Here is an 18,989-nt window from a genome sequence, read left to right on the forward strand (position 1 = left end):
GTTAGCCGGTGCGCCGTCCGGTTCGGACATCCGGATCGTCGAGCACCCGCAGAACCGGCGCCGCGACGACGTCGGCGACCGCCCGGTGGCACGCGAAGCCCCAGTGGATGCCGTCGGGGTTCATCGCAGCGTCTGGCTCGTCGTACGCATCGCGGGTCGGCGGATAGAAGTCGGCGTAGGAGACGCCGTGTCGCTCACACCACGCCCGCATCGCCGCGGTCGTCGGTATCCGCCCGCTGTGGACGTACCCGTAATAGGGGCTCCGATGCGTCGACGGCAGGCACACGACGATCGGCAGGTCGGGGCGCAACTGGGTCAGCGCCGCGTAGATCTTGTCGAGGTAGTCGATGGTCACCGACGGCGGCAGGGCCACCGGCCAGCCGATCTTCGACGCACGCGGCTGGACCCACTGATACGCCGACCGGACGACCTGGCGGAGTCGGCCCGGCCGCACGTACCTGATCTGCTCACGCAACGCGGTCGGAAGCGGCGACGGCAACGAATCCATTCCGCCGAACGCGAGGACCACCGCGCGTGCATGCGGTACCGCAGCCCAGATGTTCGGGTCCTGGGTCATCGCCCACCAGACATCCCGACTGGTCCAGCCGATCCGACCGAACAGCCGCACCGGCAGACCACACCGCGCCCCGACGATGTTCGGCCAGATGCGAGCGTCGTCAGCGGGCAGCCCACCCTTGGGTCCGAAGTAGGCGAGCGAGTCGGAGAGGATGAGCAGGCAGTCGTCAGGCGTGCTCGCGACAACCGCGTCGGTCACTGCACCCCTGCGTCGGCGACTTCGGCCGAGGCGTTCCACACGTCCAGCCGCCACCGCGGCTTCTCACCGGGGAGTCCGTGGCCCGACAGTTGCACCCAGCTCGTGTTGGCGAGACCGCCGAACACCGGCCAGTTGGCGACGGGAAGGTCGAGGAGCGCGGCGGTCATCGCAGCGATCACACCTCCGTGCGCGACGAGCACGACGGGCGACTCCGGGGTCGCGCCGCTCCCCCAGTCGTCCACACTCGCGAGCAGTTCGTCGACGACCGGTAGGGCGCGGGCAGCGACGTCGACGCGGCTCTCCCCGCCCGGCGGGCGCCATGTGGCGTCGTCGCGCCACAGTGCGCGCGCACCGGGCATGACGTCGTCGACCTCGTAGTGCGTCATACCCTGCCACTCACCGAGATGTGTTTCGCGGAGCCGTTGATCGGTCTCGACAGGCAGCCCGGTCAGCACAGCGAGCGCTTCGGCGGTGTCGCGAGCACGCCGCAGATCCGACGATCGGATGAGCATCGGATTACGTTCGGCGAGCGCGGCGGCGGCCGACTTCGCTTGCCGCACACCGAGATCGGAGAGATCGGTGTCGAGTTGGCCCTGCATCCGGCTCGTCGCGTTGTACTCGGTCTGCCCGTGCCGCAACAGGATCAGTCTGCGGACCACCGGGGTGAGTCGTTCGACGGAGGTGTCGTGGTCGTCGGGCGCTCCACTCACGCCTGCGGCTCCAGGTCGATGACCGGGCAGTCCTGCCACAGCCGATCGAGCGCGTAGTAGGCGCGCTCGTCGGCATGCTGGACGTGCACGACGATGTCGACGTAGTCGAGCAGCGCCCAGCGACCCTCACGTGTGCCTTCGCGTCGGACCGGCTTGTAGCCCGCCTCGCGCATCTTGTCTTCGATCTCGTCGGTGACCGCGTTGACCTGACGCTCGTTGTCGGCCGACGCGATCACGAACAAGTCGGTGATGACGAGTTGTTCGGACACGTCGATCACCGTGACATCAGTGGCGACCTTGTCCTGCGCGGCAGCGACTGCCACCTTCGCCATGTCCAGTGACTCAGCTGCTGCTGTCACGTTCGTCCTTTCGAGCGTTGCGTTTCCGCACGGGGTGTTGAGGTGTCGGAGGTTGTCGGTTCATCGTCGGCGTCGCTCTTGAGTGGCGCCGAGACACCCGGCGAGTTCACCCGCGGCCTGCGGTAGAGCCTGCGCTTGGCGATGTACTGGACGACGCCGTCTGGCACCAGGTACCAGACCGGTCGTCCCGTCGCCGCGCGTGCCCGACAGTCCGTCGAGGAGATCGCCAGGGCGGGAATCTCCATCAGATGAAGCGTATCGGCTGGCAGATTTCGCAGGTGCGTGGCCAGATGACTGGCGTTCAACTCGTATCCCGGTCGGCTCACCCCGACGAAGTTCGCGAGTTCGAACAGTTCCTCCCAGTCCTGCCACGACAGGATCGACTCCAACGCGTCGGCGCCGGTGATGAAGTAGAGCTGCGCGTCGGGAAGGGTTTTGCGCAGATCCCGCAGTGTGTCGACCGTGTAGGTGAATCCCTCCCGATCGATGTCGACGCGACTCACACTGAACTGCGGATTCGACGCCGTCGCGATGACCGTCATCAAATAGCGGTCCTCGGGGGGACTGACCTGCTTCGTCCGGTCGGGAACCGCCCCGCCGTCTTCGGTCAGCTTCTGCCATGGCCGTCCGGTCGGGACGAAGATCACCTCGTCGAGCGAGAACCGGTTGGCGACCTCACTGGCTGCCACGAGGTGCCCGTTGTGGATGGGATCGAACGTTCCGCCCATCACACCGATCCGGCGTGCACGCGGACGGTCATGTGCCATGAGGGGTCAGTTTACGCGAGCGATCACACCGGCAGGAGGTCGGCGATGACCGCGGACAGCTGGGTGGCGTTGCGGCACTCGAACATGTCGATGATCTCCGCGTAGTCGTCGGCCGCGGAATCGCCGGTACCCCAGTCGCCGTGCGCCTCCGGGTTGAGCCAGTACGCGTGACGCGCACGCTCCACCAACTCGCGCAGCGTGTCCTCGGAGGCGTCGTGGTAGTTGTTGCGGGCGTCGCCGAGGATCAGCAGCGCTCCGCGATGTGTCAGCGTGTCGCCGTAGGCGTCGACGAACCCGCGCAGCATGTGCCCGTAGTCGGAATGACCGTCACGCGTGATGAGCCGGGCCTGCGTCAACATGCGATGCATTGCCTCACCGATATCGGTGCCGCCGAACCCCTCGTCGTCGGTGAAGTACTCGGTGACGTCGTCGACGGTGTCGACGAATGCGAAGATCCGAACCTTCGCGAACTGCTGACGCAGCGCGTAGACGAGTTGCAGCGTGAACTGCGAGAACCCGGACACCGAACCCGATACGTCGCAGATGATCACCAGTTCGGGGCGACCGGGGCGCGGCTTGCGGTTCTTGAGTTCGATCGGCACCCCGCCCGTCGACATCGACGCGCGCAGCGTCGCACGGACGTCGACAGCACCCCGGTGGGCGCGGCGTCGTCGAATCTCCAAGCGAGAGGCCAACAGACGCGCGAGCGGTGCGACGGTCCGTCGGATCTCGGTGAGATCCTTCTTGCCTGCCGAGAGGAAGTTGATGTTCTCGGGCAGCGTCGGCACCGCGTAGTCGCTGACCTTCTCGCGTCCGTTTCGGTCGGCCATCCGACGCTGCGTCTCCACCTCGATCGCGGTGCGCAGGCGGTTGGCGCGTTCGCGGGCGGCCCGCCGGAACGTCGGATCGTCGCCGACGCTCAGGTCGTCACCCGATCCGCCTGCCATCGCGGCGGCGATCCGTGCGATCAGTGTCTGGGGATCGATGCTCGAGAGCGCCTGATATGCCGAGTACGCCTCCCCGCGGCTCGACTGGTAGCGGCCCATCTCGTCGACCACCTGCGCCACCGCGGCGGACAGGCGTCCGTCGGCGTCGGCCGACTCGTCTGCGAGTAACTCTGCGAGCATCTCGCGCACGGCATCGACGTCGACCTCGCCGGACTCGTCGCGCGGCAGCTCCTCCTCCGCGCTGCGCGCGCCGATCGCGACGGGAAACCAGAGGTCGAAGATGCGGTCGAAGGCCGGCCGGTGCATGTGATCGTCGACGAGGGTCGCCGCGAGTCCCTCGCGCAGACTGCTGCGGTCGAGCAGGTCGAGGACCTCCATCGCCCGCGCGGCGTCGATCAGCGCCGACGGACCGACCGCGATCCCCCGTCGCCGCAGCGCGTCGACGAAGTCGGTGAGATGAGCGACGAGCGGCACTGCTGTCGCGATGTCGCCCGTTTCGGGTCCGGCCCCGGACATCAGCCCAGCTTGAGTTCTTTGACGGCGGTCTTCAGGTCAGGACGATGTTTGAGCACGACGCCCAGGGTGCGTGCGATCAGGCCTTCGTCGAGTCGCCCGCCCTTCGAGCGTTCCTCACCCGCGCCCAGCGCGAGCAGTGTGTTCGCCCAGTCGATGGTCTCGGCGACCGACGGCTTCTTCCGAATGTCGAGGGTGCGCAGCACACCGACGATGCGGACCAGTTCGGACGCGAGAGCGTCGGGCAGGTTCGGAACTCGTGACTCGAGAATCTCCTTCTCGCGCGCAGCGTCGGGGTAATCGATGAAGAGGTAGAGGCAGCGACGTTTCAGCGCCTCCGACAACTCCCTCGTCGCGTTCGACGTCAGGATCACGATCGGTCGACGCGACGCGACGACGGTCCCCATCTCCGGGATGGTCACCGCGAAGTCGCTGAGCACCTCGAGCAGCAGCCCCTCGACGTCGACGTCGGCCTTGTCGACCTCGTCGATCAGGAGCACGGTGGGATCGGTGCGGGAGATCGCTGTCAGCAGTGGTCGCGGGAGCAGGAACTCCTCGGAGAAGATGTCGGTCTTCGCCTCGGCCCAGTCGCGCGTGCCGGTCGCCTGGATGTGCAGGATCTGCTTGGCGTGGTTCCACTCGTAGAGTGCGCGCGCCTCGTCGATTCCCTCGTAGCACTGCAGACGCACGAGCTCTGCGTCGGTGGCCGCGGCGATGGCACGCGCCAACTCCGTCTTGCCCACTCCCGCAGGACCTTCGACGAGCAGCGGCTTACCGAGCCGGTCGGCGAGGAAGGTCGACGTCGCCGTCGCGTCGTCGGCCAGATAGCCGGTGGCGCGCAGCCTGTCGACGACGTCGGGCACGGCTGCGAACGAGGGAACGATAGGAGCCGCGTCCTGTGTCGCCGGGCCGTTCGTCGTTGCGGAGTCGGTCATCACGCGGGCCGGATCTGGCCGTCGCCCCACACGATCCACTTGGTGGAGGTGAGTTCCGGCAGTCCCATCGGTCCGCGAGCGTGCAGCTTCTGCGTCGAGATGCCGATCTCCGCTCCGAAGCCGAACTGCTCGCCGTCGGTGAAGGCGGTCGACGCGTTGACCATCACGGCTGCGGCGTCGACCCGGTTCGTGAACTCCTCGGCCGCGGCGAGGTCGGTGGTCACGATGGCCTCGGTATGCCCGGTTCCATAGGTGTCGATGTGAGCGACAGCGGCGTCGAGTCCGTCGACCACCTTTATCGCGATGTCCATCGAGAGGTACTCGTCGGACCAGTCGGACTCGTCGGCCGGCTCCATGCCCGGCTCGTCGCCGTGGATCACGACACCCTGTGACTGCAGCGCCTGACTGATCTTGGGCAGCGCGTCGGCGGCGATCGCCTTGTCGACGAGCACTGTCTCCGCCGCGTTGCACACGCTCGGTCGTCGGGTCTTGGCGTTGAGGATGATGCGGGTCGCGACGCCGACATCGGCGAGCGCATGCACGTAGACGTGGCAGTTTCCGGTTCCGGTCTCGATCGTGGGGACCGTGGCGTTCGCGACGACCGCGTTGATCAAACCGGCGCCACCGCGCGGAATGACGACGTCGACGAGCCCACGCGCGCGGATCAGCGCGGTGACACTCGAACGGTCGTCACTGGGCAGCAGCGACACGACATCGGACGGAATGCCCGCGCCTGCGACGACGTCACGAAGAATGCGGACGAGCTCGGCGTTCGACGACGCCGCCGACGACGAACCGCGAAGCAGCACAGCGTTTCCGGATTTGAACGCGATTCCGAAAGCGTCGACCGTCACGTTCGGCCGCGCCTCGTAGACGATGCCGACCACACCGAGCGGCACGCGTACCTGCCGCAGGCGCAGACCGTTGGGAAGCGTCTTGCCCGCGACGATCTCGCCGATCGGATCGGGAAGGATCGCAACCTGACGCAGTCCGTCGGCGATCCCCGCGACGCGCTCCGGGGTCAGACGCAGACGGTCGATCAGGTTCGCCTCGGTTCCGGCCTCCTCCGCGCGCGCGACATCGTCGGCGTTCGCGGCCAGGATGGTCTCGGTGTTCGCGTCGACGGCGTCGGCAGCGGCCAGCAGCGCAGCATTCTTGGCCGTCGTGGTGAGCGCTGCCAGCGCCCGAGAAGCGGTGCGGGCCGCGCGGGCCTGCGCGTGCACGACCTCTTCGACGTCGGGCCCGGTCGCGGCCTGCCTTCCGGTCACGGTGGGTGCGCTCATCAATACCTCGGTTTCGAGTTCACGGCAGACGATTGCGTCCTGCGCGGCACTGCCGGTGGACAACATGTCCAGGGTACGTCCCCGCACCATTCCGCCCCAAGATCGCCCACCCGAGAACGCCACCGCGGGCCGGACGTCGAGACGCCGCATGTCAGCAGCGGTTGAGTATCCCGGCGAGCACACGCCGCGACGCGGCATCGACCGCCAATCCGTATACGCGGCTCACCACGACGAACTCGATCGCGTACTGACAGTGGAAACCGCGATTGGGCGGCAGCCAACGGGCGGGTTCGCTGTCGCTCTTCTCCTGATTCGACGCCGCGTCGACGGCGACCAGGTTGGCCGGGTCGTTTGCCAGCTCGACGCGACGCCGAGCCGACCACCCGAACGCACCCATGTCCCACGCGAAGGCCAGCGGCACGATGTGGTCGATCTGAACGGCCGTCGCATTGCGATCACGCCGAAACACAACGGTCTTGCCCGTGTACGGACTGCGCAGCTCGCCCGCGAGGACAGCGCGCGGACACGACGTCACCGGCCCGACGCGCACATCTCCGAGGTCGCGGGTCAGCACGTCGTTTCGGGTATCGCAGCCGTTTCCGCCTCCCGTCACGCTCGCATCGTCGGTCCACGACGCCCCGAACGCCGACCGCTCGTAGTCGTCGCGACCGGTACGCGCCGCGACGACGGGCACCCCTGCGAGTTCGCGCAATGCCTGCTGAGCAGCGGCGTGCCACTGCCCCGATCCCGCGCGCGGGACGTCGCGGTACACACCCACGGCCACGACGACCGCCGTGAGCACGAACGCGACCGTGACCGCCCACCTGCGCGCGGGCCACTGCGCGTCGCGTCGGGCGTGCCGGTAGCGCATGCGCAGCCGGTACAGCGGCACCGCGATGACGGGATTCACGCCATCTTCGACGCCGCGCGGCGGCCCGCGGTTCCCCTATCCGGCAACGGCGTCGCAGACGCGGCTCGATCTGGTGAACGCGGTCGGTACACCAGCCGCGTCTGCGGGTTCGGGCCGCGTTTGGTGCGCGGGTTCGGGACGCAGTTTCGGGACGCAGGCGAGCCGGGTCAGGATTTGTCGAGGTAGCGCACCTTGTTGGGCACGAGAATGGCGTCGACGAGGTCGGCGAGTGGCCGGTGGTCGGCCAGCGGGAGGTCGGTTGCCACCACGGACTCGGCCAGCTCGCGGGCGTCGGCGATCACGTCGACGTCGTCGAGCAGCGAGAGGTGACGCAGCGACGACACCCCACCCGACTGCAGCGAGCCGAGCAGATCACCCTCGCGGCGCTGCAGCAGGTCGACGCGAGCGAGTTCGAATCCGTCGGTCGACGCCTCGACGGCCCGCAGTCGTTCCATCGCCTGCGACACCGGTTTTGTCGACGTCATCAGCAGGCACAGGCCGGGATGGCCGCCACGACCGACACGTCCGCGGAGTTGGTGCAGTTGGCTGACCCCGAATCGCTCTGCGTCGACGATGATCATCATCGACGCGTTGGGTACGTCGACACCGACCTCGATCACGGTTGTCGCCACGATCGCGTCGATCTCGCCCCGCCCGAACGCGTCCATGACCTCGTTCTTCTCATCGGCGGGAAGCCGCCCGTGCAGGATCGCGAGCCGATGGTGGCCGAGCGGTCCTGCGAGCAGCTCGTCGTAGAGGTCGAGCACGGAGGTGGTCTGCTGCTGCGCGTCGGCTTCCTCGCCCGCAGTGCGTTTGCTCGCGCCACGCTTGGGTGCGGCAGGCTCGATGTCGCCGATGCGCGAACACACGATGTACACCTGCCGCCCGGCTTCGATCTCCTCCGCGGCGCGCCCCCACATGCGTTCGATCCATTGGGGTTTCGCCGTCGGCACCACGGTCGTGGTGATCGGTTGACGTCCCTTGGGGAGTTCGGTGAGCACGGACGTGTCGAGGTCGCCGAATGCCGTCATCGCCACCGTCCGCGGGATCGGTGTCGCCGTCATCACCAGGAAGTGGGGCATGAGATGGTCGCGGCCACGGCCCCGCAACACATCTCGTTGTTCGACGCCGAAGCGGTGCTGTTCGTCGACGACGACCATGCCGAGATCGAAGAACTCGACCCTCTCCTCGAGCAGCGCATGGGTTCCGACGACGATGCCCGCCTTGCCGGTCACCACGTCGAGCAGCGTCTGGCGTTTGCCCTTGGTCTTCATCGATCCGGTCAGCAACACCACACTCGTCGCGCCGTCGGCGGCGCCTAGTTCACCAGCAGTGCCCAGATCGCCGAGCATCGTCGTGATTGTCCGAAGATGCTGTGCGGCAAGAACTTCCGTCGGCGCGAGAATCGCGCACTGGTGACCGTTGTCGACGACGCGCAGCATGGCGAGCAACGACACGAGGGTCTTGCCCGAACCCACCTCACCCTGCAGCAGCCTGCTCATCGGCGTCGGGTGGCCGAGGTCGTCGGCGATCTCGGCGAGCACCAACTGCTGCCCGTCGGTGAGAGTGAACGGAAGTCGTTGCAGCAGGCGGTCTTCCAGGCCGCCGGGAACGTGCGGGCACGCGGGTGCCGACTCTGCACGACCCGCGAGGCGGCGCTGCGCTAGTACGGTCTGGATCGCAAGCGCCTCATCGAATTTCAGGCGTTCGTTCGCGGCGGTGACGTTCGCATCGGAGTCGGGGACATGGATGGTGCGGATCGCCTCGTCGAGCGACATCAACCCGCGGCGTTCGCGTTCGTCGTCGGAGAGCGGGTCGACGAACGGCTCGACGTCGTCGAGGACCTGACGAATCGACGCCCAGATGTCCCACGTCTGGATCTCACGGTTCGCGGGATACAGCGGCACGATTGCTCGATCGAACGCGGCGGCGATGTCGGCCGAGTGCGCACCCGGGCGCCGCTGCTCGCCGGTGATCTCGGCCTCTGCCGCATACATCTCGGCGAGCATCGCCGACCCGACCACACGATCGACCTCGACGTCGCCGTCCGGTAGGACCATCCACTCGGGATGGGAGAGTTGCGGCTGCTCGCGGAAGAACTTCACGGTTCCCGCCACCATGAGCCGGGTGCCGGGTTTCAGTGCGTTCTTGATGAAGCGCGGGTTGAAGAAGCTGACCTCGTAGGAGCGGTTGCCGTCGTCGACGGTGACCTTCAGGAACTGCCCGTGACGCTTCTTCATCCGGATCAGGTCGGCACGCGTGATGCGTCCGACAACCGTGACCCACTCCCCCTCGGTCAGGTCCTGCTCCTCCGAGGGTTGACCATGCGTGAGATACCGACGCGGTGCGTAACGCAGCAGTTCCCCGACGGTCGCGAGCCCCAACGACGCGAGACTCGCCGCACGTTCGGTGTTGAAGACATCGGACAGAGAGTCGGATGCACGGACCACTATTCGATACCCACTTGCATCAGATCGTCGGTCTGACCGGTCTCGTACACGACCATTTCGACGCCTGGATATGCCCGCCGGATCTGCGCCTCGAGCGCCGCCAACGCGTCACGGTCGACACCCGAGCCCGCAAGGACGGTGACCATCTCGCCACCTGTCGCCAACATGAGATCGACCAGCGACACGACAGCGGCTGTCTGCTCGGGCGCGATGACAAGGACATCAGAGCCGATGAGGCCCAACACATCTCCGACGTCGCAGGTTCCGGCAAGGGTGATCATCCGCTCGTCGGCGAGCAGTAGCGAACCCCAGCGTGCGCCCGCTGCGGCTTCGGCCATCGCGTAGGCGTCGGCATCCGGCGACTCGGAGGGGTCGTGGACCGCGAGGGCCGCGAGACACTGCGCCATCGATGAGGTCGGCAACGAGATCACCGACCGTTGCGCAGACCGGACCTCCGCTGCGACGCTCACGAGATCCTGCGACGTCAACGACCCGTTCGCCATGACCACTACGTGTGCCGAATCGGTGGCGCGAATGGCGGCGGCAAGCGCTTCCGGCGTGACACCGTCGTCGGCGCGGACAACGGCTGCCCCTGCCTCGGCGAAGAGTTCCGCGGCCCCGTCGCCGCGCACGACCGCGACGACGGCGCGCCGGTGACGAGGCGGCGGCTCCATCGAATTGGCTTGTGCACGAATCGAATCTAGAGCAAAGCAGGAGATCCGGATGTCGGAGACGTTGCCGTGCGCTATCGCCGCCTCGACCGCGGCGCCCGGGTCGTCGGTGTGTACGTGCACCGAGAACCGTTCACCCGACGGCGAACTGTCGCCGACGATCACCACGGCGTCGCCGAGTTCGCCGAGTTCGGATCGCAGCGTCGCGATGCTCTCGCCCGCAGCCCCGGTGAGCAGATACATCACCTCGAAGTCCATGTCGCCCGGGCCGTCGCACGTCTCGTCGACGGGATGACCGGGCTGCCCTCCCCCGGTGAGGATTCCGCGGTACCGACGACGTCGCTGCGTGACACCGGTGAGCACCCCGACCATCGCGTCGAGCATGGCGAGAAAACCCCGACCGCCGGCGTCGACGACGCCCGCCGACGCCAGTTCGGGGAGCTGTTCGGGAGTCCGCTCCAGACCATCGGCCACATCGTCGGCGATCGCGCGGGCCTGGTCGGCGGCGGTCTCGCCGGAGTGACGCGCCGCAGACTCCGCGGCGATGGTCAGCAGCGTCAGGACGGTGCCCTCCCTGGGGTCGCTCACCGCGCGCTGCGCTGCCAACGATCCAAGCCTCAGACCCGACACCGCGAGCTGCGAAAACGTCAACTGTCCGTCCGGTGCGCCGATCTCCACGGCGTCGGCGAGGCCGACCAGGATCTGCGACATGATGACGCCGGAATTGCCGCGCGCGTTGGCCACAGCACCTTCTGCCATGGCCCGCGTCACGGCGACCACGTCGGCGTCGACCGGAAGGGCGGTGACGACGTCGGCAGCAGACCGCATGGTGAACAGCATGTTGCTGCCGGTGTCCGAATCAGGAATCGGGAAGACGTTGAGGTCATTGATCTCGCCGCGCAGTTCCTCGAGCCGGGCCACACACTCCTGCGCCCAGTCACGCAGAACCTGCGGATTCATCACGCGAACGAGTCCACCGTCAGTCGACATGGGTCCTCCTTCACCGCGGGGGCTCACGCGTGTCTCCACGCCGTCGAAAATCCACGTCGTCGAAAAGTGCCACGCCACGCGCTGCCCAGGATGTGTGAGAGATTACTCGGAGTCGCCGACACGGTCGCCGTCGGCGGGTCCGGCGCATTCGCCCCAAGCCCTGCGGTAGATCACGCTCGGCCCGGATTTGGTGGTGACGCACCCGGACGGTTACCCTTGCAGGGTTGCCTTGCCGCCGCCGTGGATGACGTTGCGTTTCCGCGAGCAGCGAGCTGGCGTAACCGCAAGATCATTCCATCTATCAAGGGAGTTCGACAATGGCTGCCGTCTGTGACGTCTGCGGCAAGGGTCCGGGCTTCGGCAAGTCCGTTTCGCACTCGCACCGCCGTACCAACCGCCGCTGGAATCCCAATATCCAGTCTGTGCGTGTCGAGGTGGCCCCGGGCAACCGCAAGCGTAAGAACGTCTGCACCTCCTGCCTGAAGGCCGGCAAGACCACTCTCGCCTGATCGCGAGAACTGACAACCCGATCCCGACCGAGCGAACGCTCGGCCCCGGGGTCGGGTTGTCTGCATCTCCGGGTTAGGGTGTCGTCCATGACCTCGACCACAACGTCCCCGGCAGAATCGGCTGTGACACAGGACGGCGACGTCCTCGTCCTACGCATCTCCGATGCGAGCAAGGGCGGCGCACTCGACGACGCCTCACTGAAATCGGCAACAACCGCCCTGCGTGAGATCGCACGCGGCGAACGCCAAGTCGGCGCGATCCTGTTGCTCGGCGCTGGACGAAACTTCTGCGCGGGCGGCAACGTGCGCGATTTCGCCGCTGCCGAGCACCGCCCCACCTTCATCCGCGCTCTCGCCGACACCTTCCACGACTTCGTCACCGCCCTGCTCGACGCCGATCGTCCGGTCGTCGCGGGTGTGCGCGGTTGGGCCGCAGGGGCCGGGCTGAGCATCGTGCTGCACGCCGACATCGCGATCGGTGGGCCGTCGACCAACCTGCGTCCGGCCTACACCGGAATCGGCTTGTCGCCGGACGGCGGCATGACGTGGACCCTCCCGCGCACCGTCGGAGCGGCCCGCGCCCGCGACATCATCCTCACCGACAGAGTCATCACCGCCGACGAGGGACTCGCGTGGGGCATCCTCTCGCGCCTCGTCGACGACACCGAGATCGACGACACCGCCGCCGAGATCGCCCGCACACTCGCCGCGGGTCCGCGCGCCGGACTGGCCGCGACGCGTGCACTGCTGAGCGGGTCGGCCACCGCAACCCTCCGCGATCAGCTCGCTGCCGAGGCACACGCGATCTCGACCAACAGCGGCTCAGCGGAGGGTGTCGAGGGCGTCGACGCGTTCGTGGGCAAGCGGACCCCCGACTTCGCAGCGGCACGCGAGCGGTGACGACGTTCGACGCCTCGTTCATCGAAGACCTCGACACGTTGTTCGCGTGGCGTCGTGACGTCCGAAATTTCCGCTCCGATCCACTCGAGCCAGAGTTGCTCGACGAACTCCTCGCACGAGCCGAACTCGCGCCGTCGGTCGGCAACAGCCAACCGTGGCGTTGGGTGCGCGTCGACTCGGCCGAGGCTCGCGCTCGCATCCGCCGTAACTTCGTCGAGTGCAACGCCGAGGCACTCGACGGGTACGCGGGCGAGCGCAAGCGTGCGTACGCGGAGCTGAAGCTCTCCGGACTCGACGACGCCCCGATCCAGCTCGCCGTCTTCACCGACCACGCGGGCACACAGGGACACGGCCTCGGTAAGCGGACGATGCCCGAGACCCTCGACTACTCGACGGTCACCGCCGTCACGACGCTCTGGCTGGCCGCACGGGCGCGCGGCGTCGGAGTCGGCTGGGTGTCCATCCTCGACGGACCCACCGTGGCAACCGATCTCGGTGTACCCGACACGTGGCGACTCACGGCATATCTGTGCCTTGGTTATCCCACCGAGGCCGACGACATTCCCGAACTCGAGAGGGTCGGCTGGCAGGAGCGCACCGACGCCGATGCCCGACGCTTAGTCCGCTGACAGGAAGGCAGTGTCCCCACGAGGGCAGCGGCTGCAGGAGAGCAGGGGCTCAGGAAGGCAGGCGCCAGTCGATCGGTTCGCCGCCGAGGTCTTCGAGTTCGGTATTGGCCCGGCTGAACGGACGCGAGCCGAAGAAGCCTTTACTCGCCGACAACGGCGAAGGGTGCGGCGACACGATCACCGGGACGTCGGGCATCCACTGCTGCAGGCCGGCGGCGTCGCGTCCCCACAGGATGGCCACGAGTGGCTCGTCGCGCGACACAAGCGCCTTGATCGCGCACTCGGTCACCGCCTCCCACCCCTTATTGCGATGCGACGCGGGCTCGCCGGGAGCAACCGTCAACACTCTGTTGAGCAGTAGCACACCCGATTTCGCCCAGGGTGTCAGATCGCCGTTGGCGGGCTTGGGATACCCGAGGTCGGAGCAGTACTCGGTGTAGATGTTGGCCAACGAGCGCGGGACGGGCGAAACGTCTTCTGCAACAGAGAAGCTCAGCCCCACCGCATGCCCTGGTGTCGGATATGGGTCCTGCCCGACGATGAGCACGCGGACGTCGTCGAACGGTTGCGTGAACGCGCGCAACACATTTCGTCCGGCCGGTAGGTAGCCGCGGCCCGCGGCGTTCTCGTCGCGCAGGAACTGCCCCATCTGGGCGATGTCGTCTTCGACCGGCGCGAGTGCGTGCGCCCAACCGGGATCGATGAGTTCGCTCAACGGTTGTGGGGTCATGATCAGTCGAGTCTCCTGAGCTTCGATCGGTAGTACAGCGAATTCTGGTAGTACATCTCGACGTTCAGGTCGACATGGTCGGCGGGCACCTCGAATCCCTCACGGATGCGCGCGGGCACGCCGAGCGCCATCGCACGCGCGGGAACCGAGAACTTGAACGGCACAACGGCTCCCGCTCCGACAATCGCGCCGTCGCCGACCGTCGACCCGTTGAGGACAACAGATCCCGACGCGATCAGACAGTTGTCGCCGATCGTCGAACCCTCGATGTGGGCGTTGTGTCCGACGACGCAACCGGCGCCGATGACCGTCGGATCGATCGGCGTGCAGTGGATGACCGTGCCGTCCTGGATGTTGGTTCGCCGGCCGATGGAGATGGTCCCGTAGTCCCCTCGCAGCACCGCTCCGGGCCACACCGACACGCCGTCTGCCAGTGTCACGGCGCCGATCACCGTCGCGTCGGGGTGGATGTACACGTCGTCACCGAGGACCGGTTCACGATCGTCGAGTGCGTAAATCGCCATGTGACGATCTAATCACCGCCGTGACGGCCGCCACCTACTGGTGTCAGAAGGACTGCCATCCGCGCAGGTCACCCGCCGCAATGCCGTCGAGAGACACCGGTGCGCGATCGCCGGTGCGTTCGCGGACATCTCCGATGACGACCCACCCCGAGGGGACGTCGGATGCCGCGAACGCGGCCAGCAACTGGTGGTCTTCACCCCCGGTGAGTGCCCAGACGTCGTCGGACTCCCCGAGTTCGGTCGCGGCGCGCGTGGTCGCCTCTGTTCGCGGAACTCGCGAGACGTCTACTGCGAGAGCGACATTCGACGCCGCCGCGAGGGTCTCGAGCTCCTCGACGAGCCCGTCGGAGACATCGGTCATGGCGTGAGCACCTGCGCGCGCCGCCACGACACCCGCCGAGAGGTCGGGGTTGGGCAGACGGTGCGCATCCACCACCTCGGCATGCTGTGCGAGTAGCCGGTTGGAGCGCTCCGAATCGTCACCGTCGCACTCGTCCGCGTCGCGCTTCTCAGCGGCAAGCAGGACGGCGAGCCCGGCGGCGGCACTTCCGAGCGGACCGCTCACGGCCAAGACGTCGCCTGGTTGCGCACCGGTCAACGCCACCGGGGTGAGCCCGTCGAGCGCGCCGACCGACGTGACGGTGAGCACCACTTGATCTGCGGCGACGAGGTCGCCGCCCAGCACACGACCGCCGAGACGATGTGTCGCGGCCAGGATGCCGTCGTTGATCTCGGTCACAGTGGTAGCGGGGGTGCTCACCGGACATGCGATCGACACGACCACGCCGACCGTACGTGCTCCCATCGCCGCGATGTCTGCTGCACTCTGGATCACCGCACGCTCGCCTATCTGGCGCGGCGTCGACCAGTCGAAACGAAAGTGGCGGTCCTGCACGGCGGTGTCCGTGCTGATGACGGTCGGGCCGCCCGCGTCGAAGACGGCGGCGTCGTCGCCGGATCCGACGACGATGTCGCCCGACGTTGCGGTCGTCGCCGCCGAGGTGAACAGCGAGATGAGTGCCCGCTCGCCCAGGTCACCGACGGTGACGTCGGCGGGATGGGCGTGGTCGGGGGTCGTGGCGTTCTCGTCGCCACCTGCCACTGTCAACTCCTCGTCGGCTCCACGGTTATTCGTTTCGGTTCGCGCTCTCGCGGCGTTGTGGTGACAATATCCCCACAGTGTAGTGACTTCGTGTGGCGCTTCGACGCGCGAAGTGGTTTCCGGGAGACCGGAGCCGGATGCCTTCGGCGGCTTGCCGCGGGCGTCGACTCGCCGCTCCCCAGCCCGGGGCCGACGGCACAGTGGATACGAGAGGATGGCCGTGGTTCAGGCATACATACTGATCCAGACGGAGGTCGGACGAGCCGCATTGGCGGCGGCGACGATCGCAGAGATCTCCGGAGTTGCCTCCTCCGAGGAGGTCAGTGGACCCTACGACGTGATCGTGCGGGTCGAGGCCACCGATGCGGGCCACCTGACCAACGACGTCGTACCTCAGATCCAGAAGGTCGACGGCATCACACGCACCCTGACCTGCCCGGTGGTGAACGCGGCGCACTGACCGGCACGCCACAGGAGCGGCGAGGCGATGTCCTAGGGTTGTCGTCGTGACCCCACCCGGACCGGACGAACCCGACAACAACGCCGACCGTGCGGAGAAGCCCGACACCGTCCGCGCGGCCGACTCCGCCGAAAGCGTCGAGAAGCCCGACGACGCCGAGGACGCCGACGCCACCGAAAGCGCCGAGGACACATCGCACGCACGCTACGGCGACTCCGGCCCGCGGCTGAATCCGGCGCTGATCGCCACTCTGGTGACGATCCCGGTGATGGTGATCGTGGGCTTCATCGTCTTCGCGGCGCTCCGCCCGGACACCTCGGACTCGACGCCCGTCGAGTCGTACACCGCGGAGTCGTCGACTCCCGCGGAATGCGCGAAGTTCCTCGCCGCGCTGCCACAGACCTTCGAGGGCTACGGTGACAAAAAGGTTTCGGACACGCAGGCGAGTTGGCCTGCGAACAAAGAGGGCGATCCGGTGATCGTGCGGTGCGGCGTCTCCCGCCCGGCGGAGCTCTCCCCCACCAGCAACCTGCAGGTGGTCAACCCCGTGCAGTGGTTCATCACCGATTCCATCGAGGGTTCCGGGCAGGCGTTCGTGTGCGTCGATCACCGCCCCTACGTCGCGCTGTGGGTTCCGGTGAACGCGGGCAACGGACCGATCACCGACGTGTCGGCCGCCATCGAACGGACACTACCCCGGGGACCACTCGACTTCGGCTGAGTGGCAACCCCTTTCGCGCGGCTCGAGCGCGAGTGGCTTATGCGTGGCCGGAACGGAACTCCGGTTTGGTCTTGCGACCCAGCAATGAGCTGACCGCGTCCGCCACCGGCAGTCCGTCGTGACAGACGCTGTTCACCGCTTCGGTGAGCGGCATGGAGACCTGGTACTTCTCGGCGAGTGCCGTGACGGACGTACACGATTTCACGCCCTCTGCGACCTGACCCGACGCTGCAGCCTGCGCCTCTTCCATCGTCGCTCCCTGCCCGAGATGAGCACCAAAGGTGCGATTGCGCGACAGCGGCGACGAGCAGGTTGCGACGAGGTCGCCGATACCCGCGAGACCGGCGAGGGTCTCTATCTGCCCACCGACCGCGCTCGAGAGTCTGATGGTCTCCGCGAGGCCACGCGTGATGATCGTCGCGAGGGTGTTCTGCCCGAACCCGACGCCGCTGGCCATACCGCACGCGAGCGCGATGACGTTCTTGACCGCCCCGCCGATCTCGCACCCGATGACGTCGGTGTTGGTGTAGGGCCGGAAGTAGCCGGTGTTGAACATCTGCTGCAGTTGCTCGGCACGCGAGAGGTCTGTGCACGCGATCACCGTGGCCGCGGGCTGACCCTCGGCGACCTCACGGGCGAGGTTCGGCCCGGTGAGCACCGCGATCTGTTCGGAGGGAACCTCCGCGACCTCCGCGATCACCTCGCTCATCCGCATCAGCGTCGACGTCTCGATGCCTTTGGCCAGCGAGACCAGCGTGGCGTCATCGCTCAGGTGCGGACGCCAGTCGGAGAGGTTGTCGCGCAGGGACTGCGCCGGGACAGCGCACACCACGAGATCCGCGCCGGTCAGTGCGTGCGCGATGTCGCTCGACGCCGTGAGATTCGAGGGAAGGGTGATTCCCGCCAAATAGTCGGCATTCGTGTGCGACTCGTTGATCCGATCGGCGAGTTCTTCTCGCCGACACCACAGAGTGGTGTCGGTCCCCGCGTCGCTGAGTACCTTCGCCGTCGCCGTGCCCCAAGACCCGGCACCCATCACAACCGCCCGCACAACTCTCCTCATTCGCCCGACGTCGCTTCGGTCAAGGGTAGACCGCCGATGATGCCCGTCCGGTCGATTCGAGAACCTGCGGCGCCCAGCACCCCGGGCATCCACACGTGCTCTCCCGCATGGGTCATCATGTCTACATGACCCTCTCGTGTGTACGCGGTCATCCGAACGAGCGACGACGCATGCCCGCCGACGCTCCGCGACCCGCCGATCGCGGTCAGCACCGCGACGACTCCGGCGACGAGTGCACGCTCGGCAGCATGGTCGCGGTCCTCGCGGTCAAGCGACTCGGCGACGCCAAATCACGCCTCGTCTCCACCATGAGCGACGACGCGGCGCATGGCGCGGAGACGAGCGGTGGGCAGACGAGCGGCGGGGAGATCGCTGCCGACAGTGCTCGCGCAACGCTCTCGCCCGCCCAGCGCGAGCGCCTGCGCGCCGACCCCGGTGCGTTCGTGCTCGCCATGTTCGCCGACACCATCGCCACCCTGCACGAAGCGGGGATTCGCGACGTCGTCGTCGTGACCCCTGATCACCGTGTTCGCGAGCGGGCGCAGCAGCTCGCGGCACACGTCGTCGACGAGCCCGGCGACGTCGCAGGCGACTTGAATGCTGCGTACGCACTCGGTGCCGCCACGGCTCGGACCAGGTGGCCTGCGCATCGGCAGGTCTTGATCGTCCAGGCCGACCTTCCCGCCGCGCAGCCGTCGAGTCTGCGCGAGATCGTCGACGCCGCGGTCGAACGAGGCGAGTCGATGGTGACCGACCGTGCGGGCACCGGCACGTCGCTTCTGCTGCGGCCGATGACGGCACACGAGTTACCGCGTTTCGGGCCGGATTCGGCTGCGGCACACCGTGCCGCGGGAGTTGTCGAACTCGACCCCGAGCATCTCCTCTGGCCCGACGTGCGCACCGACGTCGACACCGTCGGCGATCTCATCGCAGCACTGCGACTCGGCGTCGGCGAGCACACGAGGTCGGTACTCGGAGATGTCCGGATTCCCGGCGCGACGGCCAGCGGTGTCGGCGAACAGTCCGATGCGTCATGATTGA

Annotated in this window: 20 protein-coding genes; 6 read left to right on the forward strand and 14 right to left on the reverse strand. The window is 67.4% G+C overall.

The window, feature by feature from the left end:
• Position 1: 1 nt before the first annotated feature.
• The 10 genes from octT to A5788_RS14155 all read right to left on the reverse strand — a co-directional run bounded on the left by octT (position 2) and on the right by A5788_RS14155 (position 11,310).
• Positions 2-775, reverse strand: a complete 774-nt coding sequence (octT, locus tag A5788_RS14110; RefSeq protein ID WP_064870594.1) for a diglucosylglycerate octanoyltransferase — start codon at positions 773-775, stop codon at positions 2-4.
• Positions 772-1,485: a histidine phosphatase family protein gene (locus A5788_RS14115; protein ID WP_064870595.1), complete on the reverse strand. Its 714-nt coding sequence runs from the start codon at positions 1,483-1,485 to the stop codon at positions 772-774. Before A5788_RS14115 ends, octT begins: the two co-directional genes overlap by 4 nt.
• Positions 1,482-1,844: a ribosome silencing factor gene (gene rsfS / locus A5788_RS14120; protein WP_005205149.1), complete on the reverse strand. Its 363-nt coding sequence runs from the start codon at positions 1,842-1,844 to the stop codon at positions 1,482-1,484. Before rsfS ends, A5788_RS14115 begins: the two co-directional genes overlap by 4 nt.
• Positions 1,841-2,611 carry a nicotinate-nucleotide adenylyltransferase gene (gene nadD, locus A5788_RS14125; RefSeq protein WP_064870596.1) on the reverse strand — a complete coding sequence of 257 codons (771 nt, stop codon included), beginning with the start codon at positions 2,609-2,611 and terminating at the stop codon, positions 1,841-1,843. The genes rsfS and nadD overlap by 4 nt, the downstream gene beginning before the upstream one ends.
• A 23-nt stretch (positions 2,612-2,634) precedes the next feature.
• Positions 2,635-4,074, reverse strand: a complete 1,440-nt coding sequence (locus tag A5788_RS14130) for a vWA domain-containing protein (protein ID WP_064870597.1) — start codon at positions 4,072-4,074, stop codon at positions 2,635-2,637.
• The gene (locus tag A5788_RS14135) at positions 4,074-5,006 is read right to left on the reverse strand and encodes an AAA family ATPase (RefSeq protein ID WP_064870598.1); all 933 of its coding nucleotides are present in this window, start codon (positions 5,004-5,006) and stop codon (positions 4,074-4,076) included. Before A5788_RS14135 ends, A5788_RS14130 begins: the two co-directional genes overlap by 1 nt.
• Positions 5,006-6,289, reverse strand: a complete 1,284-nt coding sequence (locus A5788_RS14140) for a glutamate-5-semialdehyde dehydrogenase (protein ID WP_064870606.1) — start codon at positions 6,287-6,289, stop codon at positions 5,006-5,008. Before A5788_RS14140 ends, A5788_RS14135 begins: the two co-directional genes overlap by 1 nt.
• A gap of 151 nt (positions 6,290-6,440) precedes the next feature.
• Positions 6,441-7,199, reverse strand: coding sequence for an HNH endonuclease family protein (locus tag A5788_RS14145; protein WP_197494612.1), 759 nt, complete (start codon positions 7,197-7,199; stop codon positions 6,441-6,443).
• A 167-nt stretch (positions 7,200-7,366) separates the two neighbouring features.
• Positions 7,367-9,649 (reverse strand): ATP-dependent DNA helicase RecG, encoded by a 2,283-nt coding sequence (gene recG / locus A5788_RS14150; RefSeq protein WP_064870599.1) that lies wholly within the window; start codon positions 9,647-9,649, stop codon positions 7,367-7,369.
• Entirely contained in the window at positions 9,649-11,310 is a 1,662-nt protein-coding gene (locus A5788_RS14155; RefSeq protein ID WP_064870608.1) for a DAK2 domain-containing protein, read from the reverse strand. The genes recG and A5788_RS14155 overlap by 1 nt, the downstream gene beginning before the upstream one ends.
• Positions 11,311-11,627: 317 nt before the next feature.
• On the opposite strand from A5788_RS14155, the gene rpmB reads away from it, so the two are divergent.
• The 3 genes from rpmB to bluB all read left to right on the forward strand — a co-directional run bounded on the left by rpmB (position 11,628) and on the right by bluB (position 13,348).
• Positions 11,628-11,819, forward strand: coding sequence for a 50S ribosomal protein L28 (gene rpmB / locus A5788_RS14160; protein ID WP_005180428.1), 192 nt, complete (start codon positions 11,628-11,630; stop codon positions 11,817-11,819).
• Positions 11,820-11,906: 87 nt separating this feature from the next.
• Positions 11,907-12,719 (forward strand): enoyl-CoA hydratase/isomerase family protein, encoded by an 813-nt coding sequence (locus tag A5788_RS14165; RefSeq protein ID WP_082938112.1) that lies wholly within the window; start codon positions 11,907-11,909, stop codon positions 12,717-12,719.
• Positions 12,716-13,348: a 5,6-dimethylbenzimidazole synthase gene (gene bluB, locus A5788_RS14170; RefSeq protein WP_064870601.1), complete on the forward strand. Its 633-nt coding sequence runs from the start codon at positions 12,716-12,718 to the stop codon at positions 13,346-13,348. Before A5788_RS14165 ends, bluB begins: the two co-directional genes overlap by 4 nt.
• A 49-nt stretch (positions 13,349-13,397) precedes the next feature.
• Here the strand turns inward: bluB and A5788_RS14175 are convergent, their stop codons facing one another.
• Genes A5788_RS14175 through thiL form a run of 3 tightly spaced genes read right to left on the reverse strand, consistent with a single transcriptional unit; the run spans position 13,398 to position 15,704 of the window.
• Complete coding sequence (locus A5788_RS14175; RefSeq protein WP_049698376.1) at positions 13,398-14,078, reverse strand: uracil-DNA glycosylase; 681 nt, start codon at positions 14,076-14,078, stop codon at positions 13,398-13,400.
• Positions 14,079-14,080: 2 nt separating this feature from the next.
• The gene (locus tag A5788_RS14180; RefSeq protein ID WP_049698377.1) at positions 14,081-14,602 is read right to left on the reverse strand and encodes a gamma carbonic anhydrase family protein; all 522 of its coding nucleotides are present in this window, start codon (positions 14,600-14,602) and stop codon (positions 14,081-14,083) included.
• A 43-nt stretch (positions 14,603-14,645) separates the two neighbouring features.
• Positions 14,646-15,704 (reverse strand): thiamine-phosphate kinase, encoded by a 1,059-nt coding sequence (gene thiL, locus A5788_RS14185; RefSeq protein WP_064870602.1) that lies wholly within the window; start codon positions 15,702-15,704, stop codon positions 14,646-14,648.
• Positions 15,705-15,918: 214 nt separating this feature from the next.
• On the opposite strand from thiL, the gene A5788_RS14190 reads away from it, so the two are divergent.
• Entirely contained in the window at positions 15,919-16,164 is a 246-nt protein-coding gene (locus tag A5788_RS14190) for an Lrp/AsnC ligand binding domain-containing protein (protein ID WP_049698379.1), read from the forward strand.
• A gap of 46 nt (positions 16,165-16,210) precedes the next feature.
• Positions 16,211-16,885 carry a DUF3515 domain-containing protein gene (locus A5788_RS14195; RefSeq protein WP_064870603.1) on the forward strand — a complete coding sequence of 225 codons (675 nt, stop codon included), beginning with the start codon at positions 16,211-16,213 and terminating at the stop codon, positions 16,883-16,885.
• A 37-nt stretch (positions 16,886-16,922) separates the two neighbouring features.
• On the opposite strand, the gene A5788_RS14200 is transcribed toward A5788_RS14195, so the two are convergent.
• On the reverse strand, positions 16,923-17,936 hold the full coding sequence (locus A5788_RS14200) for an NAD(P)H-dependent glycerol-3-phosphate dehydrogenase (protein WP_049698380.1): 1,014 nt from the start codon (positions 17,934-17,936) through the stop codon (positions 16,923-16,925).
• Between the two features lie 137 nt (positions 17,937-18,073).
• On the opposite strand from A5788_RS14200, the gene cofC reads away from it, so the two are divergent.
• A complete protein-coding gene (gene cofC, locus A5788_RS14205; protein WP_231894323.1) occupies positions 18,074-18,985 on the forward strand; it encodes a 2-phospho-L-lactate guanylyltransferase in 912 nt (303 codons plus the stop codon).
• The last annotated feature ends 4 nt before the right edge of the window (positions 18,986-18,989 follow it).

It is taken from the genome of Gordonia sp. 852002-50816_SCH5313054-c, from assembly GCF_001665925.1.
Taxonomy (GTDB): domain Bacteria; phylum Actinomycetota; class Actinomycetes; order Mycobacteriales; family Mycobacteriaceae; genus Gordonia; species Gordonia jacobaea.

Coding starts and splice junctions, on each gene's coding strand:
- rpmB (WP_005180428.1), top strand. CDS start 11,628: ATGGCTGCCGTCTGTGACGTCTGCGGCAAGGGTCCGGGCTTCGGCAAG.
- cofC (WP_231894323.1), top strand. CDS start 18,074: ATGACCCTCTCGTGTGTACGCGGTCATCCGAACGAGCGACGACGCATG.
- A5788_RS14165 (WP_082938112.1), top strand. CDS start 11,907: ATGACCTCGACCACAACGTCCCCGGCAGAATCGGCTGTGACACAGGAC.
- A5788_RS14130 (WP_064870597.1), bottom strand. CDS start 4,074: ATGTCCGGGGCCGGACCCGAAACGGGCGACATCGCGACAGCAGTGCCG.
- A5788_RS14190 (WP_049698379.1), top strand. CDS start 15,919: ATGGCCGTGGTTCAGGCATACATACTGATCCAGACGGAGGTCGGACGA.
- A5788_RS14180 (WP_049698377.1), bottom strand. CDS start 14,602: ATGGCGATTTACGCACTCGACGATCGTGAACCGGTCCTCGGTGACGAC.
- A5788_RS14140 (WP_064870606.1), bottom strand. CDS start 6,289: ATGAGCGCACCCACCGTGACCGGAAGGCAGGCCGCGACCGGGCCCGAC.
- A5788_RS14175 (WP_049698376.1), bottom strand. CDS start 14,078: ATGACCCCACAACCGTTGAGCGAACTCATCGATCCCGGTTGGGCGCAC.
- A5788_RS14155 (WP_064870608.1), bottom strand. CDS start 11,310: ATGTCGACTGACGGTGGACTCGTTCGCGTGATGAATCCGCAGGTTCTG.
- A5788_RS14135 (WP_064870598.1), bottom strand. CDS start 5,006: ATGACCGACTCCGCAACGACGAACGGCCCGGCGACACAGGACGCGGCT.
- nadD (WP_064870596.1), bottom strand. CDS start 2,611: ATGGCACATGACCGTCCGCGTGCACGCCGGATCGGTGTGATGGGCGGA.